Source organism: Chromobacterium sp. W521 (assembly GCF_052805975.1).
The window spans coordinates 16,372-36,824 of record NZ_JBRBAF010000009.1; the positions used below are offsets into that span (position 1 = coordinate 16,372).

Genomic DNA, 20,453 nt, shown 5'->3' on the forward strand with positions numbered 1-20,453 from the left:
ATTTTTTGGGGAGTGGGACATGAACCGTCTTTGCTATCGTCTGGTTTTCAATCAAGCGCGGGGCCTGATCATGGCCGTCGCCGAGATCGTCAAGCCGATGGGAGCGGGCGGCGGCCGCTCCGCCGCGTCGGTGGCGGCAAGCCGGCGCTTGGGTGTGACCTTGCGCGGCATTGTTTGGGCCAGCTGGTGCGCGTTGGCTGGAGCATCCGCGCTGGCCGGCGGCATCGTGGCGGACCCGAACGCGCCAGCGGCCCAGCGGCCCAACGTGATCAATACTGCCAACAGTCTGTCGCAGGTGAACATTCAGGCGCCCAGCGCCGCCGGGGTGTCGCGCAACCAATATAGCCAGTTCGACGTCGACAAGCGCGGAGCCATTCTCAACAACAGCGGCACCAGCGTGCAGACACAATTGGGCGGGTGGGTTCAGGGTAACCCCAACCTCAATCCAGCCGCCCCGGCGCGGGTGATTCTCAACGAGGTCAACAGCGCCAACCCCAGCCAGCTGCGCGGTTTCCTGGAAGTGGCAGGCGGCCGCGCCCAAGTCATTGTGGCCAATCCTTCCGGCATTCTCTGCGACGGCTGCGGCACCATCAACGCCGGGCGCATGACCCTGACCACCGGCCGGCCGGAACTGAATCCAGACGGGAGCCTGGCCGGCTACCGCGTGGAAAGCGGAGTCATCCGCATTGAGGGAGCCGGCATGCAGGCCGGCAGCACCGAATACGCCGAACTGATGGCGCGGGCGGTGGAAGTGCAAGCCGGCTTCTGGGCGCCGCAGCTGAGCGTCAGCGCCGGCCGCAACCGTATCAGCGCCGATCACCAAAACATACAGGCCCTGGCGGCGGACCGCGCTGGACGGCCCGGCTTCGCCATCGACGTGGCGCAACTGGGTGGCATGTACGCTGGCAAGATCCGCCTGCTGGCCACCGAGGCCGGTGTCGGCGTGCGCAGCAGCGGCCAACTGAGCGGCGGCGAGCAACTGAAGCTGGACAGCGCCGGCCAACTGACTCTGAACGGCCGCCAAAACGGCGGCGATATCCAATACCGTGCCGCCGGCAATATCGAACACAGCGGCGCCAGCTACAGCCCCGGCAAGCTGGAAGTGAGCGGCGACGCCGCTTTGCGCCAGAGCGGCACCGTGGCGGCGGCCGGCGATGTGAAAGTCAGCGCGCGCGACATCGTCGCCAATGGCGATTTCGCGGCCGGCAGCGATGACAAGGGACAAGTGGGCACGACAGGCGCCCTGAGCCTGAAAGCCGGCGACAGCTTGCAACTGAGCGGCCATGCGCTGGCCGGTTCCAGCCTGGACCTCAACGCGGCGGCGATGAACGCCGCCGACGCCAAACTGCGCGCCAACGATAGAGTGACGCTGACGGCGGAGAACGGGCTGGGTCTCAGCCGCGCCAACGTGAACACCGGCCGCTTGGTGGTCCAGGCCGGCGGCCGCATCGATAGCGACGCGGCCACGCTGCAAGCGGGCCAGTGGCAGGCCAGCGCCGCCGCGCTCAACAACCTGGGCGGCGTTTGGGAGCAGATAGGCCAGGGCAGCGGCGACTTCCGCATCGGCCAACTGCTGGACAATCGCGGCGGCCGCATCGAGGCCGACAGCCTGGCGCTGAGCCTTGGCCAATTGGACAACGGCGGCGGCAAGTTGCTGGCCTTAAGCGACGCGGCGCAGTCTTGGAGCGTGCGGCAAAGTTTGAGCAATCGGGGCGGCTTGATCGGCGGCAACGGAAACCTGAGTTTGAACGCCGGCAGCTTGGACAACGCCGGCGGCGCCGTGCAGAGCGCGCGTCGCCTTACATTGCGCATCGATGCCGCGGCAGGCAACCGTGGCGGCAAGCTGCTGGCAGCAGAGGGTTTGAGCCTGGACGCGGGCAGCCTGGACAACCGCGATGGCGGGCGCGTCGACGGCGGCGAGAGCCTGGCCTTGAATACCTCTGGTCTACTGGACAATCGGGCTGGCCTGCTGGCGGGCAGCGCTAATGTCGCCGTCAGCGCCGGGGCGCTGAGCAATGCCAAAGGCGCGATAGAAAGCCAGGGGGAACTGAGGCTTAGCGCCCAAGGTTTGCTGGACAATAGCCAGGGCAAGTTGCTGAGCGGCCGCGCGCAAACACTGAAGGCAGGCAGCTTTGCCAACGACGGCGGCAGCATAGGCAGCCGCGCCGGCTTGACCCTGGCAAGCGGCGCGGCCAACAACCGCGGCGGCGAAATCCTCAGCCTGGGTGATGGCGAGTTCCAACTGGCCAGCCTGGACAATGCCGGCGGCAAAGTCCTTAGCGACGGCAAGCTGCGCGTGCGGGCGCAAGGCGACGTCCTGAACCAGCAAGGGGTGGTCAGCACGCTGCAGCAACTGGAACTGCATAGTGGCGACGGCAAAATAGACAATGCGGGCGGCAAGCTGCAAGCCGGCGATACGCTGGCGCTTAGCGCGCAACAGCTGAACAACGGACAGGGCGGCGTCATCGACGGCGACGGCAAGCTGACGCTGAACAGCGCCGGTCAACTGGGCAATGATGGCGGGCGCATCCGCGGCAGCGCGGCGGTGGCTGTGCAGGCTGGTGGTCTGAGCAATGCCGGCGGCGCGCTGGAAAGCAAGACCACGCTTGTAGTTAAGGTAGATGGCGCGCTGGACAACCAAGGCGGCAAACTGCTGAGCGAACAAGCGCAGAGCTTGCAGGCCGGCAGCCTGAATAACGACAAGGGCAGCATAGGCAGCCGAGCTGGTTTGACGCTGGCAAGCGGCGCTGTCAGCAACCGCGGCGGCGAAATCCTCAGCCTGGGCGATGGCGAACTCAAGCTGGCCAGCCTGGACAATGCTGGCGGCAAGGTGCATAGCAACGACGAACTAGCACTGCGAGCGCAAGGCGACATTCTGAACCGCAAGGGTCAGCTTAGCGCGCTGAAGCAAATGGAGCTGCATAGCCAGGCCGGCAAGCTGGACAACCAGGGCGGCAAACTACTGTCCGGCGGTGTGCTGAACGCCGGCGCGCGGCAATTGGACAATCGCCAGGGCGGCATCATCAACGCCTCAGGCAAACTGACGCTGGATAGCATCGGCCAGTTGGATAATGCCGGCGGCCGGATCGATAGCAGCGCCGACATCGCGCTGCAAGCGGGAGACTTGCAAAATACCGGCGGTGTGGTGGAAGGGGAGGCCGCCGTCAGCGTCAGCGTAGATCAAGCGCTGAGCAATGCTCAAGGCAAGTTGCGCAGCAAGCAGGCGCTGAGCTTGACGGCCGGCAGCGTCAACAATGACGGCGGGGAGATTGCCAGCCATCAGAGCTTGAGCTTGCAGACCGGCGCGGCCAGAAACCGCGGCGGTGAAATCCTCAGCCTGGGCGATGGCGAGCTCCAACTGGCCAGCCTGGACAATGCCGGCGGCAAAGTCCTTAGCGACGGCAAGCTACGCGTGCGGTCACAGGGCGACATTCAGAATCATCAAGGGCTGCTCAGCACGCTGAAGCAACTGGAACTGCATAGTGGCGACGGCAAAATAGACAATAAAGGCGGCAAGCTACAAGCCGGCGATACGCTGGCGCTTAGCGCGCAACAGCTGGACAACGGCCAGGGCGGCGTCATCGACGGCGACGGCAAGCTGACGCTGAACAGCGCCGGTCAAATGGGCAACGGCGGCGGGCGGATCCGCGGCGGCGCGGCGGTGGCTGTGACGGCTGGCGGCCTGAGCAATGCCGGGGGTGCGCTGGAAAGCACGACCACGCTTGTGGTCAAGGCAGACGGCGTGTTGAATAACCAAGGCGGCAAGCTGTTGAGCGAGCAAGCACAGAGCTTGCAGGCCGGCAGCCTAAACAATGACAAGGGCAGCATTGGCAGCCGCGCCAGTTTGAAGCTGGAAAGCGGAGACAGCAGCAACCGCGGCGGCGAAATCCTCAGCCTGGGCGATGGCGAACTCAAGCTGGCCAGCCTGGACAACGCCGGCGGCAAAGTGCACAGCAACGGCGAACTAGCGCTGCGAGCGCAAGGCGACATTCTGAACCGCAAGGGCCAGATCAGCGCGCTGAAAGCACTGGAGCTGCATAGCCAGGCCGGCAAGCTGGACAACCAGGGCGGCAAACTACTGTCCGGCGGTGTGCTGAATACCAGCGCGAAGCTGCTGGACAATAGCAAGGGCGGCGTCATTGATAGTGGCGGCAAGCTGACCATGAGCAGCGCCGGCAGGCTGAGCAATGCAGGCGGCCAGATCGGCAGCGGCGCCGACATCGCGTTGCGAGCGGGAGAACTGGAGAACGCCGGCGGTGTGGTGGAGGGAGAGGCCGCCGTCAGCGCCGTCATCGACCAAGCGCTGAGCAATGCTCAAGGCAAGCTGCGCAGCAAGCAGGCGCTGAGCCTGAAGGCCGGCAGCGTCAACAACAACAGCGGTGAGATCACCAGCCTGCAAGGCTTGGACTTGCAGACCGGCGCGGCCAGCAACCAAGGCGGCGTCATCGCCAGCTTGGGCAAGGGCGAGTTCCGGCTGGAAAGTTTGCGGAACGACGGCGGCAAAATCCTTAGCGGCGGCCCACTGCAGCTGCAGGCGCAGCGCGACATCCAGAATGCGCGCGGCCTGATTGGCTCCGATCAGCAACTGACGCTGAACAGCCTCAATGGCAAGGTAGACAATGCCGGCGGCAAGCTGCAGGCCGGCGATACGTTGGCGCTTAGCGCGCAGCAGTTGGACAACGGCCAGGGCGGCGTCATCTATGGCGACGGCAAGCTGACGCTGAAAAGCGCCGGTCAAATGGACAACGACGGCGGACGCATCCGCGGCGGAGCCGAGGTGGAGCTTCAGGCCGGCGGCCTGAGCAATGCCGGCGGCGCGCTGGAAAGCAAGACCACGCTTGTGGTCAAGGTAGAGGGCGCGCTGGACAACCACGGCGGCAAACTGTTGAGCGAACAAGCGCAGAGCTTGCAGGTCGCCAGCCTGAATAACGACAAGGGCAGCATAGGCAGCCGAGCTGGTTTGACGCTGGCAAGCGGCGCTGTCAGCAACCGCGGCGGCGAAATCCTCAGCCTGGGCGAGGGTGAACTCAAACTGGCCAGCCTGGACAACGCCGGCGGTAAGGTGCACAGCAACGGCGAACTGGCGCTGCGAGCGCAAGGCGACATTCTGAACCGCAAGGGCCAGATCAGCGCGCAAAAACCACTGGAGCTGCATAGCCAGGCCGGCAAGCTGGACAATCAGGGCGGCAAGCTACTGTCCGGCGGCGCGCTGAACACCAGCGCGAAGCTACTGGACAATAGCCAGGGCGGCGTTATCGACGGGCGTGGCGCGCTGAAGCTATCGACCAACGACGGCCTGGACAACCGGGGCGGCAATATCAGTGCCGGCGCAGGTTTGACGGCGCAAGCGGCGAATATCGACAACGCCGGCGGCGCAATGGAAAGCGAGGCCGCGCTGACCTTGAGCGCCAGCGGCCGGCTGAATAATGAGAAAGGCTTGCTGCTGAGCCACCAGCAGCAAAGCTTGAAAGCCGGCAGCCTGAACAACGACGGCGGCGATATCGTCAGCCGAGCCGCCTTGAAATTGCAAACCGGCGCCGCCAGCAACCAGAGCGGGCGGATCACCAGCCTGGGCGACGGCGTGATCCAATCGGACCAACTGGACAACCGCGGCGGCAAACTGCAAAGCGGCGGCGCGCTGACCTTGCTCAGCCAAGGCGAGATCAATAACCAACTGGGCCGCATCAGCGCCCAACGCGCCATGCGGCTGGACGGCAGCGCGCTGCGCAATCAGCAAGGTACGCTGGCCGGCGGCGAAGACATCACCGTGCGCGCAGGCCAGATGAGCAATCAGAATGGCGCGGTAGCCAGCCAGCGCGGTCTGAGCCTGACGCTGGACGCGCTGGACAACCGCGACGGCAAGATGCAGACCCTGGGCGAAATGACGCTGAACAGCGTCGGCCTGCTGAACAACCAGGACGGCAAGCTGGTGGCGAATCAAGGGTTGCAACTGAGCGCCGGCGAACTGGACAACCAGCGCGGTCTGATCTCAAGCGGCCAGGCCATCAGCGTGGGCGCCGGCGCGCTGCGCAATCAGCACGGCAAGCTGATCAGCAGCGGCGATGCGAGCTATCAGCTGACGCAGTTGCTCAATCAAGATGGCGAGCTGCAAAGCGGCGGCGCGGCGCAGCTGAGCCTGAGCGGCGCGCTGGATAATAGCCGGGGCAAGATCATCACGGACCAAGGCCTGCAGTTGAAGGCCGCAGCGGTCAACAACGCTAGCGGTATGCTGAGCAGCCGCGGCGCTTTATCGCTGAGCGCCGGCGAGCTGGGCAACCGCTACGGCAGCCTGCTGAGCCTGGGCGACATCAAGCTGGGCCTGAGCGGCTTCGACAATCAATACGGCCAGGTGCAGACCGCGGGCGCGCTGGAGGCGCAGCTGAGCGGCCTGATCGACAACCGCCAGGGCAAGCTAATCGCCGACCGCGACCAGCGGCTACGCGCCAGCCAGCTGCACAACCAAGGCGGCGCAGTCAGCAGCGGTCAGGCCTTGAGTCTTCACGCCGGGCAATTGAACAATCAGAGCGGCAATATGGTGGGGCAGACCAGCCTCAGCCTGGACTTGCAACAGGACTACGTCTTCCGCGACGGCGACACCCTGGCTAGCCAGGGGGCGCTGAGTTTGCGCACCAAAGGTAGCCTGCATAATGAAGGACGCTGGGCCAGTGCCGGCAACATCAGCTTGCAGGCAGCCAACATCAGCAACGCCAGCGGGGCCAAGCTGGTCTCGGGCGGCAGGTTGGACATCAATAGCGCCGGCCAGGCGCTCAATCAGGGTCGGCTGGACGCCGAGCAACTGAGCTTGACCGCGTCCGCGCTGGACAACACCGGCATGATCAGCGGCCGCGACGTCACGGTGAACGGCGGCGTCATCGACAACCACGGCGGCCAGGCGGTGCTGGCCGCCACCCGCAGCCTGAGCCTCAATGCAGGCAGCCGCCTGAGCAACCGCGACAGCGGCTACATCTACAGCGGCGGCGCCTTGAGCCTGAGCAGCGGCGACCTGATTGAAAACATCTCCACCACCATAGAGGCCGAAGGTGATGTTTCCATCCGCGCCGGCCGGCTCAACAACCAGCGCACTCATGTCGACATCAAGCGCGCGGCGGAAAGCGAAAACTATAGCTGGTACAAGTACAACTACTATTGGGACGTGTTCGAACGCGTGGGCGGCTGGGACTGGTCAGCCGTCACCAAATCCCTGCCCGTCAACGACGCTGAAGCGGCCAAGACGCGTTACGGCACCATCCTGCAGGTGAATGAAGCCAAGAAGCAGGCTCTGGTCCGCTTTCAAGGCACTCAGGAACGTTGGGTTAACTACAACGCCATCAAGAAAAACGACAGCGGCGGCTACGACATGACCTTCTACCAAGGCTACAGCTGCTTCCAGGGGGCGGCCTGTCCTTATGAGCACACTGTGTGGCGCGAGGTGTGGTCTGGCCGCAACGAGCAATGGAACCCGGCCATCCACATCAATCCGCTGGAATTGGACTTTGTCGATCCCAATAACAAGTTCAACTTGCGGAACCGTTCCGCCAGCGGCAGCAAGACCCGCGACAAACTGATCTCCGTCGGCGAGGTCGCCAGCCTGAGCGCAGGCGGCAATATGACGGTGAACATCAGCGGCCAGCTCTTGAATGACGCCAGCCGCATTGCCGCCAATGGCGGCATCACCATCAACGGGGCGGACAATGGAGGCGGAGACGCGCGCGTGATCAACCGCGCCTATTCCGTCAACGAGCGCATTCAGGAAACCGGTACCGACCACTACGACCGGAACACGCGTCACTGGTTTCCCACATACACCTTGGACAAAACGGTGGCGTTGCAGACCATAGACGCCACCATCGCCGGCCACCAGGGCGTCAGCGTGCGCGCGCCCAGCATAGAAAACATCACCATCAACCCGGCCCAGGTTAGCGCGGCGGAGGCGGCCAAGGCCGCCGCTCAAGCGGAGCAAGCGGCCTGGGACGGCTCGCAAACCGCAGCCAACGCCGGTCAAGCTAGAGGCGGCCAAGGTCTGGAAGCCGGCCGTCTGGGCCAGGTGCAATCCGGCGGAGAAGCCTTGCCCTTAAGTTTGGGCGCGGGCGAACGCATCGCCCCAAGTGCCGGTAATAACGCGGTGGCCGCGGCGCAAGCCGGCACGGCGGCTCAGCAAGTCAAGATGGAACAAAACCCATCCACCGTCGGCCCGGCGCTTGAAGGCGCCAAACTGGCCCATGCCCAGGCCGGCGGCGCCCCCGTCGCCGCGCAAGTGGCCACGGCCCAGCCGCGCGCGCAAACGCATCCGCTCAAGGGCAGCCCCGCCCAGCCCGGCTTGCTGGACCGCCTGCCCAACAACCAGCTGTTCCAGCAAAACCCCAGTCCCACGGCGCCTTATCTGATAGAGACCGACAGCCGCTTTACCGAGTACAGCAACTTCGTCAGCAGCGACTACATGCTGAAGCAGTTGAACTACGACCCGGCCGGCGTGCACAAGCGCCTGGGCGACGGCTATTACGAGCAAAAGCTGGTGCGTGATCAGATCCTGGCGCTAACCGGCCGCCCATCGCTGCGCGGCGAAGACGCCACCGAGCAATTCAAGGCGCTGATGAACCAGGGCGTGAGCGTGGCCAAGGACTTCCGGCTCACCACAGGCGTGGCGCTGACTCCGGCGCAAATCGCCGCTTTGCAGCAAGATATCGTCTGGATGGTCCGCGAAACCGTTCACACCGCCAACGGGCCGCAAACCGTGCTGGTGCCCACCGTCTATCTGGCGCACAACACCGTGGGTCTCACCGGCGACGGCGCGGTGATCGCCGGCAAGGATCTCAGCCTGTCCGCCGCCAGCCTGAGCAACAGCGGCAGGCTGCAGGCCGATCAAAGCCTGATAGCCAAGGCCGATGTGATCCGCAACACCGGCGGCCTGCTCCAGGCCGACACCGTCAAGCTGCTGGCGGACAGCCTAACGCTGGACACGGATCTGCAGAATGCTGGCCGTCAGGCCGCTGTCAGCGGGCGCGACATCAGCCTGAGCGGCGCGGATATCGCCTTGAAAGGCGCCAAGATCGACGCGACCGAACTGCTCAGCCTCAGCGCCAGCAACAATCTGACCTTGGGCACCGCGCGCAGCCGCAAGGAAGGCAGCGTGGACCTGATCGCCGGCAGCATGGGCAACCGCGATGCCACATTGGGCCCCGACGTAGGCGGCAGCGGCGTTGCCACCGTCAGCGGCGTGTGGGAGAACGCGCAGGGCAGCAGCCTGCAATCCGGCGGCAAGCTCAATTTGAGCGCGGGCAAGGATCTGACGCTGAGCGGCTCCAGCGCCCAGGCCAAGGGTCAGCTCAATGTCAGCGCCGGCAACCGGCTGTCGGTGTTGGCCGACAAAACAACCAACAACACCACGCTCACCGCCGACAGCGCCAGTTCACGCGTGGAGGCGCGCTATCAGGCCGATACGCTGATGGCCAGCCAGCTCAGCGGCGGGGGCGGCGTGGTCGCCGTGGCCGGCCAGGCGCTGAGCGTGCAAGGCAGCCGCGTCGCCAGCGATCAAGGCCAGGTGCTGCTGTCCGGCACGCAAGTGGATATCGGCGCGACGGCTCGCCATGTGGAAATCGACGATGCCGAAAACAACCACATCGGCCAGACCCGCAGCCAGCGCCAACAAGCCATTCGCGACACGCAAGCGCAGGGCAGCCAGATTGGCGGTCAGCAAGGGGTGACCATCCAGGCGCGCAATACTGATATCAAAGTGCTGGGAAGCGATATCGTCAGCGATAAAGGAGACCTCAAGCTCAGCGCCTCCCGAGACATCCAAGTGGGCGCGGTGGAGGAAAGCTACAGCTTCCAGAAACAATCCAGCAGCACCCGCAAGGGCTTGGCCAGCAGCAAGCAAAGTCAGGGCAAGACCGATAATTGGCAAACGACAGCCAAAGGTAGCAGCCTGTCCGGCGACAGCATTCGTATGCAAGCCGGACAGGACCTGACCGTGGCCGGCAGCAGCGTGGCTGCGACCCATGATGTGGACCTGCTCGCCGGCCGGGACGCCAACATCACCACCGCAGAGAATCGTCAGTACAACCACCACGAGGAAAGCGTCAAAAAGTCCGGCTTGCTGAGTAGCGGCGGAATCGGCTTCAGCATCGGCAGCCAGAAACAGCGAGACCTAGTAGGCGAAACCAGCGTAAGCCATACCAGCAGCACCGTTGGCAGCGTGCTGGGCCATGTCAATGTAGATGCTGGCCGCAATGCCTTGATCAAGGGCTCCGAGCTGATCGCCGGCGGCGACATCGACGTGCTGGCGCAGAACATCCGCGTGGAAGACGTGGCCAACCGGTATCAGCGCGACGAGAAGCACGAAGCCAGCAAGAGCGGCCTGACCGTGGCCTTGTCTGGAACGGTGGGCTCCGCAGCCAATACCGCGGTGCAACAGGCGCAGGAACTGAGCAAGGCGCCCAGCGGCCGCCTGGCCGCGCTGCAAGGCATACAGGCCGGCCTGTCCGGCTACCAAGCCTATCAGGCCTATCAGCAGGAAGTGCTGAAGCCGGCGGAAGAGCAAAGCTTTGTCGGCGTCAGCTTGTCCGTGGGCAGCCAGAAGAGCGAATCCCACAGCCAGCGCCAGCAAAGCCAGAGCCAGGGCAGCCAGCTCACCGCCGGCGGCAATCTCAGCCTCACCGCCACCGGCAGCGGCACTAAGGACGGCCAAGGCAAGGCGCTGGACGGCGATATCAGCGTCACCGGCGGCCATCTCAAGGCCGGCAAGGACCTGACGCTGGACGCCGCGCGCGACTTGCAACTGCAAGCCGGTCATCACCAGGACAGCCAGAGCGGCGGCAACAACAGCAGCGGCTGGAACGTGGGCGCCAGCATAGGCATAGGCCAGGGCGCGGGCATTTCCGTGTTCGCCAACGCCAACAAGGGCAAGGGCAAGGAGGAGGGCAATGGCAGCCGCTGGAACGAAACCGTACTCAGCGCCGGCGACACCCTGAACCTGCAAAGCGGCCGCGATACCAGCCTGACCGGCGCGCAAGCCAGCGGCAAGACCGTGGTGGCGAACATTGGCCGCAACCTCACGCTGCAAAGCCAGCAAGACCGCGACTACTACCACAGCCAGCAAAGCAATATCTCCGCCGGCGCCAGCTTCACCTTCGGCAGCATGAACGGCAGCGCCTCCATCAGCGGCAGTCGCCAGAAGGTGGACAGCCACTTTGTCAGCGTGCAGCAGCAAACCGGCCTCTACGCAGGCCAGGACGGTTTCGACGTCAAGGTGGGCCGCCACACCCAACTGGACGGCGCGGTGATCGCCAGCACCGCCAAGGCGGACAAAAACACGCTGGATACCGGCACGCTGGGCTTCAGCAATCAGCAGAACCAGGCGGACTTCAAGGTGGAGAGCCAAAGCTTCGGCTTCAGCAGCGGCGGCAGCCTCACCGGCACGCTAAAAGGCACGCTGATGAGCCAGGGCGCCAGCAGCGTGCTGGGCGGAGGCAACAGCAGCGGCCACGCCGAATCCACCACCTACGCCGCGGTCAGCGAAGGCGCGATCAAGGTCCGCGACCAGGACCAGCAGCAACAAGATATGAAAGAGCTGAGCCGCGACGCCGAACACGCCGCCAACGGCCTGAGCCCGATCTTCGACAAGGAGAAGGAGCTCAACCGTTTGCAGGAAGCGCAGCTGATTGGACAGATTGGCGCGCAAGCCACCCAGATCGTCGCCACTGAGATGATGATGAAGGCGAACGAGGAGTTGCGACGCAATCCCAAATATGCGGACAGCAAAGAATATAAGGAGCTGAACGACAAGTGGGGCACCGGCAGCGACTTCCAAAGAGCGGCGCAAGCCGCCACCGCGGCGCTGCAAGGCCTGGCCGGCGGCAATGTGCAAGCCGCCCTCAGCGGCGCCGCCGCGCCTTACCTGGCCGGCGTAGTTAAAAGCCTGACCGACGGCAACAAAGAAGCCAATGTGATGGCGCATGCCTTATTGGGCGCGACGCTGGCACAGCTCAAGGGCGAGAGCGCGGCGGCAGGGGCCGCGGGCGGCGCAGCGGCGCCCATCGTGGCAGACTTACTGTTAACTCAGCTATATCCTGGGAAAAAAGTCGAGGATCTCAACGAGTCCCAAAAACAGACCATTTCCGCGCTGACGACGATGGCGGGCAGCCTGGCGGGGTCGCTGGCGGGAGGCGACAGCGCTGGGGCGTTGACTGGGGCGCAGACGGCTAAGAATGAAGTCGAAAACAACTTTTTGGCTATTCCTACACCTCCGCCGCCACTTCCAGGAATGCAGGTTCCTAGTGTTAATGTAGGCTTGGATGGTAAACCTAATTGGGCGGAAAAAATTGCTAAAGAAGTTCAGGCTTCGATGTCTGGTTTTGGTGAAGCAGTCAAGAATCCTGCTGCATTTGGGGAGTGGGTGCTTGAGGGATTTGGGATCACGAAGCCGATTGATCCGAATAGCTATTCCAGCGGAGACCACAAATATGTTCCTCGGCCCGATGCAGCGGACATTACTGGATTTGATGATCTTAAACGAGAGCGTCCGAAAACACCAGTTCAAGGAGGAGGAGGAGGTCTTCGTCCGCGATGGAAAGATAAAATGGGAAATATATATGAGTGGGACTCTTACCATGGTGAATTGGAAAAGTATAATAAAAATGGAAGACATCTTGGTGCGTTTGATTACAAAACAGGGAAGCAGGTAAAGCCACCGGAGCCCGGTCGAAAGGTTGAGAAATGATTAAGCGCTACGTGTCGATTTATAATAAAAATACGGATGAGCTTGTTGATGAACTTTTAGTCTCTGCTGAGCAGGCTTGGGCTGTTCTAGTCTCATTGTATGGTGATCAACTCAATGATCCTGACTTTTATGCCGAGTATCCTATTGATAAGATGACTGCTATTGGTTTGCTGGGGGAGTGGTGTTTGACTGTTGATATTGCTAACGAGGATTGTGTTTTTTATTTAACATGTGGTTAAGTAATCACGAAAAATTGATTTGAAACTTGTCGCCATAACCACCAAGCAGCGCCGAGATTTCCGCACCAGCGTTTCGCGGGTCCACGTGATGAAACGGCGCCAGTGGTATTTGGCGTGCTTCCACAACACGGCATTAAATTTAATCAAGTCATTCCCATCACTGGAGCAAATGGCAAAGTTATTGACGTGACATTTGGATGGATTCGAAACAATGACGGCATCGTCAGATTAACAACAGCTATTCCGACCAAGAAATGAATACAAAATTCTTTGAGTATGACGTGGTGAGATCAACTTGCTCTCTCGGGGATGGTGTGCCGAGTGGGACAACCGGAGCCATTTTGATGGTGTTTGCATCAGAACATCCTCAGTATGAAGTCGAGTTTGTTGACAGCGAAGGCGAATCACTAGCCGTCTTAACAGTGAAAGAGGAGGGTTTAGAACTTGTGCAGCGTTCTGGTTGATGCTTCAGCAGACTATTTTAGTGTTGACCATGATGGCGGGTAGCCTTGCGGGCGGTAATAGTGCTGGCGCGCTGGCCGGTATTAGCCGCCTGCTGGCGTACGATTTTAATGGTGGCCATGAGTTGGGCTTTTTTGAACAAAATCTTCAATATAAAGTTTCAATAGAAAATATTTAGGAACATGGTTTTATTTATTTTGCTGTGGAATACAAATCAAGTGTCAGAGTAATGTGTGCAAAATGTTATGAACTCAAGAATGATGAAAAAGGTAAAGGTCAGTGGAGGGTGGTAGATTGCTTGAATATGACAGAGGCCGTTGTTGGCAAGGCGGAGCTTGTCTCGATGATGGCAAGTGTAAAGGAGTATGTGGTAAAAACTTTGTCGTAAGCCATGTTGAGCTGGCTGTATGGGTATAGCTAATTCGATTCTTTTGCGATAGCTGAGTTGCTGCTGACTCAAGTTTGGAGTGCTACATCAATTATTGTTGAAAGTGACTAAATGTATCAATTTCAGCCCAGGCAAAGAAGCGTATTTTAGCGATGTGTGTTGTAATGCGCCCCTAAAATACAAGGGCATCTCCGTAAGATTGGAAAGAGTGTTGAGTGTGTTTCATAAAGCCTCTAAAGGCCATGTTTGATTTGCAAGGAGGCCTAATGAATCTAAAGAGAGAGCAGACTTTGTTGGAGCTTCCCTTTTCTCGCGTGGAGATAAAGTTTAAAACAGTAGGCTCTTTGTTTAAATGGAAAGATAAAAAAATAGGCGTGGTGCTTGTGCATAAATATGATGGCAGTGGAAATGTTGTATGTACGATTGAAAAGAAATTTGAAGGGGTGCAGGAAAAGTTGAAAGCTGTCGGACAAGGTGTGCAGCTTGCGGAAGATATCAATCAATCCCAAGTCATTCTTTACGCAAGTTTGTAGCAAGTAGAGTGGGCAAGCTCTATGACTTGCCCACTCCGGGGTAATAGCCAAGGCGATGCGCCAATGCGGCCTACCTTGTTGACTCATACTTCACCAGATGAACGGATGCCTTGCCGCCAAGTGGGCTGGGTTTGACGGTATGATTCAAGTAGTAAGTTGAGTTGTTTATTGGCACCGTCAAAATGAGCAATGATTTGTCAGTGCAAATAGCTAGTCTGCCGGATCGAAACAATGTTGTTGTTGAAATATTTCAGAATGATAGGCAGTTGGCAGAGATTTGTTATGAATATGAGGGCGAGGGAGTTGGGGTTTAAATTTTTCCACTGAAGGATGGGGCGATTGGTTTGGGCTTCACTAGTTTTATTTTTAACTTAATTAATGCCAAAATAATTTGGCGAATGGTTGGGTTTTATTTTGTTGAGATGCAATGATGCTTTTTGCGTTTTGAATAAAAAATAAAACAATGGGCGTCCTGGTGTTGCATCATGTAAATGGTGGAATTATTGATCTTGATGAGCTGCTGTTATTAGCTGTTTAAGCGAGTCGGAAAGCCTTGGCCAAAATGCTTGAAGATTGACAAATCCTGACATTTTTGCAGGTATTTGGGACTTCTACAAAATTTTTGTCTAGAGTGGAGTAGAGGTTGATTTGGCTGCATGGCGCAAAGCTGACAGCGTTGCGAGTGTGGTACGGCTTATACTCTATTGACAAGGATGAATAAATGGAATCCCAAGCAAATTCTAGTTTTTTGAGAACGACATTTCGATTTGTGAGCGCGGATGGGCGATTGTTGAACTTAGATAGCGTATTGGTGTATTCGGTTGAAAAAGAGTGGACTTTTTTGCCTGAAGGCCTGGGGCCAAGCCAGAATCCGGGGATAGGCAATCTTGCTATCTCCAGCCGGCAGTTTGGCAGCTCCTCTAATTGCATTGTTACATTGGACATCGATCCGGTTATTGTAAATAATGTACCTTATGCCTCTGACGGGGCTAGCTTGATTTTTGGCATTGATGGCAGCAATGCGCATATCAATATTCATAAAGATGGCAGCATGGGCGTTGCCGGTATATATGGAGCCACGCCTGATATTGTGAAGTGGGAGTATGAAATTAATAAAGTGGGCGGGGAGTCTACTTTCTACTGTAAGAGCAAACGATAAGGTAGGTGCCGGTATCGTATGATCTGGTAAGGTTTATCGGAAAATACAATGTAAAAAACCCGCGGAAGCGGGTTTTTTACATCGCAGCCATTCTTGCTCAAAAACGGTTGAGCTCAAAAACGGTTGAGCTTGGCGCGCTTGTTTAAAACGAGTAAATCAGCCCCACGCCAAACGAGCGGATTTCAGCGTCGTAGAAGCTGATGTCGGCGTTGGATTTGCCGTAGGCGGCGCTGACGAAGCCGGACAGCGCCTTGTAGTCGAACAACTGGTGGCGCAGATAGCCGACATCGATGGCGTAGGCCTTGCTGTCGGCTTTTTTATTGCTGAACAGCGGGTTGGCCTGGTCGAAGCGTTGCTGGCGGTAGAGCAAGCTGGCGGTAAAGGTGTTGAGGTCGCTGCTGTAGGCGTAGTCCAGGCTCAAGCCGTAGCTCTTGTTGCTCATCGCGCCGCCGTCCAGCTTGTCCTTGCCCCAGCTTAGACCCGGGGTCAGCGTTTGATTGGGGGCGAATGCCCATTCATAGCCCGCTTTCAGCAAGGTGGCGTCGCCGTTGCGGTTCAGCGTGGCGCGGTCCGCCGCGCTGAGGCCGGCCACGCTCTGGCCGCTGCGCTCGTCGTCTATCTTGATGTTGCGTTGGGTAAGCTGGGCTTTGAAGCCGGTGCCCATGATGTTTTCCCAGCCCAGCAACACGCCGGTGGATTTGCGCTTGGTGCCGTCGCGGTCCACGCCCACGGCATAGGGGTCGGTCCAGGTGTTCTTGCTGAGGCCGCCGTAGAGCAGGCCGGCGGAGACGATGCCGTTGTTGCCCACTTGCTGGCGCACGCCCAGCTCCAGCGTGTCGTCCATGCCCAGCGGGTCGTGGATTTGGCTGTCGAACACGATCTGGGTGCGGCTGGCGGCGAGGGTGTAGCTAAGGCTCAGCACCGGCAGCGCGAAGCTGTCGTTGTGGGATTCCGGCGCGCTGTTCAGGCTGTTGGTTCTTTGGTTTTTGTCCCCTTTGAAGAGGTTGGATTTGACGCGGTTGCCGCCCACGCCCAGGCCGATGCTGCCGGAGAAGCCGTTTTCTTCCGGTATTGGGTCCGCCATTGCGAATTGAGCCGCTAGCAAAGCGGACAAGCCCACGCATATAGTGCGCATATTCATCATCCTCAAATAAAAAAGAGCTACTTTGGTTTTCGCCGACGCGGCATTGCATGGCGTCGATTTATGCAAAATGGATTGTTTGTCCATGTTAAGCCGTCGGCTGGCCGATGTGTCGCTTGCCGCGAAAATTTAGCCTGAGATCGCTTTGTTTTAGCCGCGGCTTGTTGCGGAATTGCCATCGCGAGGCGATCGCTCTCGCAGAGGGAGAGGCTGTTGCCGTGCGGACTAGCTGGGCCGTGACGAGTTTTGAAACCAGCCGGCCGGTGGCGGGATGAAATGGGCAAGGCGGCCATGGCCGACTTTGTGCATGTATTAAGTTTGAGGCAGTGTTTTACGCAAGATCTGCTGCAGCGGGAGTTTGTAAATGGGGCCGGTTGCGGTGAAGAGCAGGGGATCTGTGCAGAACGGGCTCTGCAATCCCGGTGCCTGTAATCTCAAGCGCGGCCGCTTTATTGCCGGCCGGATCGCACAGGCAAGGCTTGGGTTTCTTTCGCATTGCGTTTTCTTGCAATGCAATATTTGATGATAGTATCGATCGCTCAGCAAATATGCTCAGAGAAAGGCCGGCATGACGGGTTGTCGCGTTTTTATCTGGTCGGTCTTGTTGCCTTTGGCCTTGTCCGCTTGCTCCATGCAACGCTCCGCGGACGGCGCGCTCAGCCGTAGGCTGGATGTGCAGGAGGCTTTGTCTTTTGTGCATCAGGACGTGCCGCTGGCCGGCAATCACTTGGTGCTGCGCTCGTCGGCCTTGTCCGGGCGTTATGAGCTGAAGTTCTACGACCGGCAGCTGGTGGTGCCCTTGGATGAGCGCTGGAGCAAGGTGCGGGTGATGAACGCCAGCGAGCAGGGTGGAGATTTGCTGGTGCTGCTGCGCGCGGACGACGCGGAGTGCGCGCCGGCCTATCGTTTGCTGAGTGTGCGGGATTATCAGGTCAAGAGTTGGACCCTAGTCGCCAGTTGCAATCAGAGTGAGGTCATGACGGTCAACTCGGATGACGGAGTTTGGCGCGCGCGCCAGCAGCGCAACCGTTTGAACGCGATGGTGTGGACCTGGCGGGACGGCCAGCTGGAAGCGAGACTAGAGCGGCCGGCGTCGGCTTACGATTCTCCGCGCACGGTGACGCGCGACGGTGACCGGGCAGGCCGTGGCCCGCGCCGCGAGCATGACCGCGACGAGATGCCGGACTGGGCGCGTTGGTTGCCGCCGGCCGGCTAGGCCAGCTGGGCTAGAGAGACCCTCTTTCGCCTTGTCTCGCCCTTGTTCGCGAGATCGTAAGCGGGTTCTTACTGCGGCGTCACCCTCACCTTGATGCTGCGCTCCAGCTGCACATTGCTGCGGCTGACGCCGATGAGCACGGTTTCCTGGCCGCTTTGGTCGCGGCCGATGCCCCCCACTGTCAGCCATTCTCCCACGGCGCCTTCCACCGTGGTGGCCAATTTGGCGCTGTCCAGGTTCTGGCCGTTGAAGGCTTGCTGGCTGGCGGCCAGTTCCAGCGTCACGCGCTGGCCGTGCAGCCGAGGGCGGGCGTAGAAGCCGGTGACGGCGTCCTGGTAGCGCACGCCCACTACCGGCCGGCCGTCGGCGCCGAACATCAGCCAGGGCAGCGGCCGGCTGCTGCCTATCTCGATGAAACCGGTTTTGCCGTCCAGCATGCGCAAGGCCTGGCTGGCTTGTAGCCGGGTGTTGGACTGGCTGGCGCCGCCGGCAATCACTACCTGGCTGCCGGGGCGTACTGTCATGGGCTTGCCGGTGCTGATGCTGTAGCCGCCGCCCTGCACCTGGCCGCCCAGTTGCACCGCGGATTTGCTTTCTCGGCTCACGCCATCCTGGGCCACTTCCACCAGCAGGGATGATGATTTAACGTCCAGCTGGCGGATCAGCCTGCGCAGTTCCGCGCTGCGGCCGGGCGGGGCGTCCAGGATCAGCTGGTTGCCCAGCGCGCCCAGTTTTTCGCCCTCGCGCAATTGCGGCCGCAGGGCGGCGGCCACTTCGTCGCCGTCGCGCCAGTTGAGGGTGATAACGTCGGCGGCGTTGGCGGCGGCGGCGAGGCCAAGCAGCGCGGCCGCGATCAGGGTGGTCTTGCTTGATTTCATGTCACAAATCCTTGCCGGAGCGCCAGATGGCCCATACCAGCCACACGCTGTTGAACATGGCCAGCATGAAGCCGACGAAGCCGAAGAAGGGCAGTCCGAATAGTTTGGGTCCGGCGTTGACGGTCATTACGATGGAGGAACCGATGATCAGGCAGCCGGTGACGATGCCCATGGTCAGCCGGTTGGCGCTGCGGTCCAGCTGACGGCCGAAGCTGTCCAGTCGCTGCAGGTCCAGGTTGACGCGGAATTTGCCGTGGCGCATGTCCTTGCCCATGCGCATCAGGTCTCGCGGCAGGCTGGAGAGCATGGCCAGCGCTTCGCCCAGCGAGTGGCGGCCGCGTTTGAGCAGGGCCGCCGGGTGGTAGCGGGCAATGGAAAGCTCGCGCACAAAGGGGGTGATGTGGGCGATGAGCTGGAAATCCGGGTCCAGTTGGCGGCCCAGGCCTTCCAGGGTGATCAGCGCCTTGAACAGCATGGCCATGTCCGGCGGCAGCAGGATGGAGTGGTCGCGGATCAGTGCCATGATGTCGGCGATCAGCTGGCTGATGTTGATGCCCTTGAGGGGCACGTGTTCATACTGGAACAGGAATTCGCCCACATCGTGGGCGAATTGGCGCTCGTTGACCGGAGTGTTGCCGGTCCATTCGATCAGCACGTCGATGATGCCGGCTTCGTCGCGGTTGGCCACGGCGGCGAGCAGATCGACGATTTCGTCGCGGCGGCCGTGGCTGATGCGGCCCACCATGCCGAAGTCGATGAAGGCGATGCGGTGCTCGGGCAGGAAGAAAACGTTGCCGGGGTGAGGGTCCGCGTGGAAGAAGCCGTGGATCAGGATCATCTTCAATACCGCGTCCGCGCCCCGCTGGGCCAGCAGCACCGGGTCCAGGCCGCTGTCGGCCAGTTGTTCCAGCCGGGCGGCCGGCACGCCGGCGATGTAGTCCTGCACATTGACGGCGGCGTTGGTGTAGTCCCAGTAGACCTTGGGTACCCGCACTTCCGGATCGTCGGCGAAGTCGCGGGCGAAGCGCTCCGAGTTGCGGGCTTCCACCGCCAGGTCCATCTCCCGTTTGAGCGAGCGGGCGAACTGGCCGACGATTTCCACCGGCTGAAAGCGGCGCACATCGGGGAACTCCAGTTCCAGCAGGCAGGCCAGGTGGTTGAGGATGCGCAGGTCCGCTTCCACTTTCTCCACAATGCCGGGGCGGCGCAGCTTGACCGCCACGTCGGTGCCGTCGTGCAGGGTGGCGCGGTGCACTTGGGCGATGGAGGCGGAGCCTATGGGGTTGAGATCGAAGTGGGCGAACACGGTTTCAGGCTCGTCGCCCAACGCGGTCTTGACCAGGCGGCGTACCGCTTCCGGACGCACCGGCGGCACCTTGTTTTGCAGCTTTTCAAATTCGGCGATCCAGTCCGGCGGGAATACGTCCACGCGGGTGGAGAGGATCTGGCCCAGTTTGATGAAGGTGGGGCCCAGTTCTTCAAAGGCGAGACGCACCCGCACCGGGGTGGGCGGGCGGTTTTCCGGCTCCGGCAGGTTGAGGTTCAGCCATTGGCCGGCTTTTTCCACCGCGCGCGGTAATTTTAGCCTTTGGGCGAATTCGCCCAGGCCGTGACGGATCAGGATGCCGCTGATTTCCTTCAGTCGCGGCAGGTCGCGCATGGCGATCAGGGTTTCTCTCAGCATCGGTTTTGCCTTGTGGGCATTGGTTTTCGCTCAAAAAC

10 protein-coding genes are annotated in these 20,453 nt (G+C 60.6%); 7 read left to right on the forward strand and 3 right to left on the reverse strand.

The window, feature by feature from the left end:
- Positions 1 to 19 precede the first annotated feature (19 nt).
- The 6 genes from ACUXV1_RS15055 (at position 20) to ACUXV1_RS15080 (ending at position 15,496) form a co-directional block, all read left to right on the forward strand.
- Complete coding sequence (locus ACUXV1_RS15055; RefSeq protein ID WP_446015988.1) at positions 20 to 12,715, forward strand: hemagglutinin repeat-containing protein; 12,696 nt, start codon at positions 20 to 22, stop codon at positions 12,713 to 12,715.
- Positions 12,712 to 12,954, forward strand: a complete 243-nt coding sequence (locus tag ACUXV1_RS15060; RefSeq protein WP_114153300.1) for a DUF7683 domain-containing protein — start codon at positions 12,712 to 12,714, stop codon at positions 12,952 to 12,954. The genes ACUXV1_RS15055 and ACUXV1_RS15060 overlap by 4 nt, the downstream gene beginning before the upstream one ends.
- Before the next feature lie 254 nt (positions 12,955 to 13,208).
- A complete protein-coding gene (locus ACUXV1_RS15065) occupies positions 13,209 to 13,418 on the forward strand; it encodes a DUF4926 domain-containing protein (protein WP_446015987.1) in 210 nt (69 codons plus the stop codon).
- Positions 13,418 to 13,594, forward strand: coding sequence for a hypothetical protein (locus ACUXV1_RS15070; protein ID WP_162787989.1), 177 nt, complete (start codon positions 13,418 to 13,420; stop codon positions 13,592 to 13,594). Before ACUXV1_RS15065 ends, ACUXV1_RS15070 begins: the two co-directional genes overlap by 1 nt.
- A 476-nt stretch (positions 13,595 to 14,070) precedes the next feature.
- Entirely contained in the window at positions 14,071 to 14,337 is a 267-nt protein-coding gene (locus ACUXV1_RS15075) for a hypothetical protein (protein WP_156038855.1), read from the forward strand.
- A 721-nt stretch (positions 14,338 to 15,058) separates the two neighbouring features.
- The gene (locus tag ACUXV1_RS15080; RefSeq protein ID WP_162787988.1) at positions 15,059 to 15,496 is read left to right on the forward strand and encodes a hypothetical protein; all 438 of its coding nucleotides are present in this window, start codon (positions 15,059 to 15,061) and stop codon (positions 15,494 to 15,496) included.
- 142 nt (positions 15,497 to 15,638) lie between these two features.
- On the opposite strand, the gene ACUXV1_RS15085 is transcribed toward ACUXV1_RS15080, so the two are convergent.
- On the reverse strand, positions 15,639 to 16,631 hold the full coding sequence (locus tag ACUXV1_RS15085) for a DUF2860 family protein (protein ID WP_446015986.1): 993 nt from the start codon (positions 16,629 to 16,631) through the stop codon (positions 15,639 to 15,641).
- A gap of 574 nt (positions 16,632 to 17,205) precedes the next feature.
- Here ACUXV1_RS15085 and ACUXV1_RS15090 point away from each other — a divergent pair.
- Positions 17,206 to 17,853 (forward strand): hypothetical protein, encoded by a 648-nt coding sequence (locus ACUXV1_RS15090; RefSeq protein WP_446015985.1) that lies wholly within the window; start codon positions 17,206 to 17,208, stop codon positions 17,851 to 17,853.
- 68 nt (positions 17,854 to 17,921) lie between these two features.
- Here ACUXV1_RS15090 and ACUXV1_RS15095 read toward each other — a convergent pair whose 3' ends face one another.
- Entirely contained in the window at positions 17,922 to 18,731 is an 810-nt protein-coding gene (locus ACUXV1_RS15095; protein WP_081555876.1) for a hypothetical protein, read from the reverse strand.
- Between the two features lies 1 nt (position 18,732).
- Entirely contained in the window at positions 18,733 to 20,415 is a 1,683-nt protein-coding gene (locus tag ACUXV1_RS15100; protein ID WP_446015984.1) for an ABC1 kinase family protein, read from the reverse strand.
- Positions 20,416 to 20,453 lie beyond the last annotated feature (38 nt).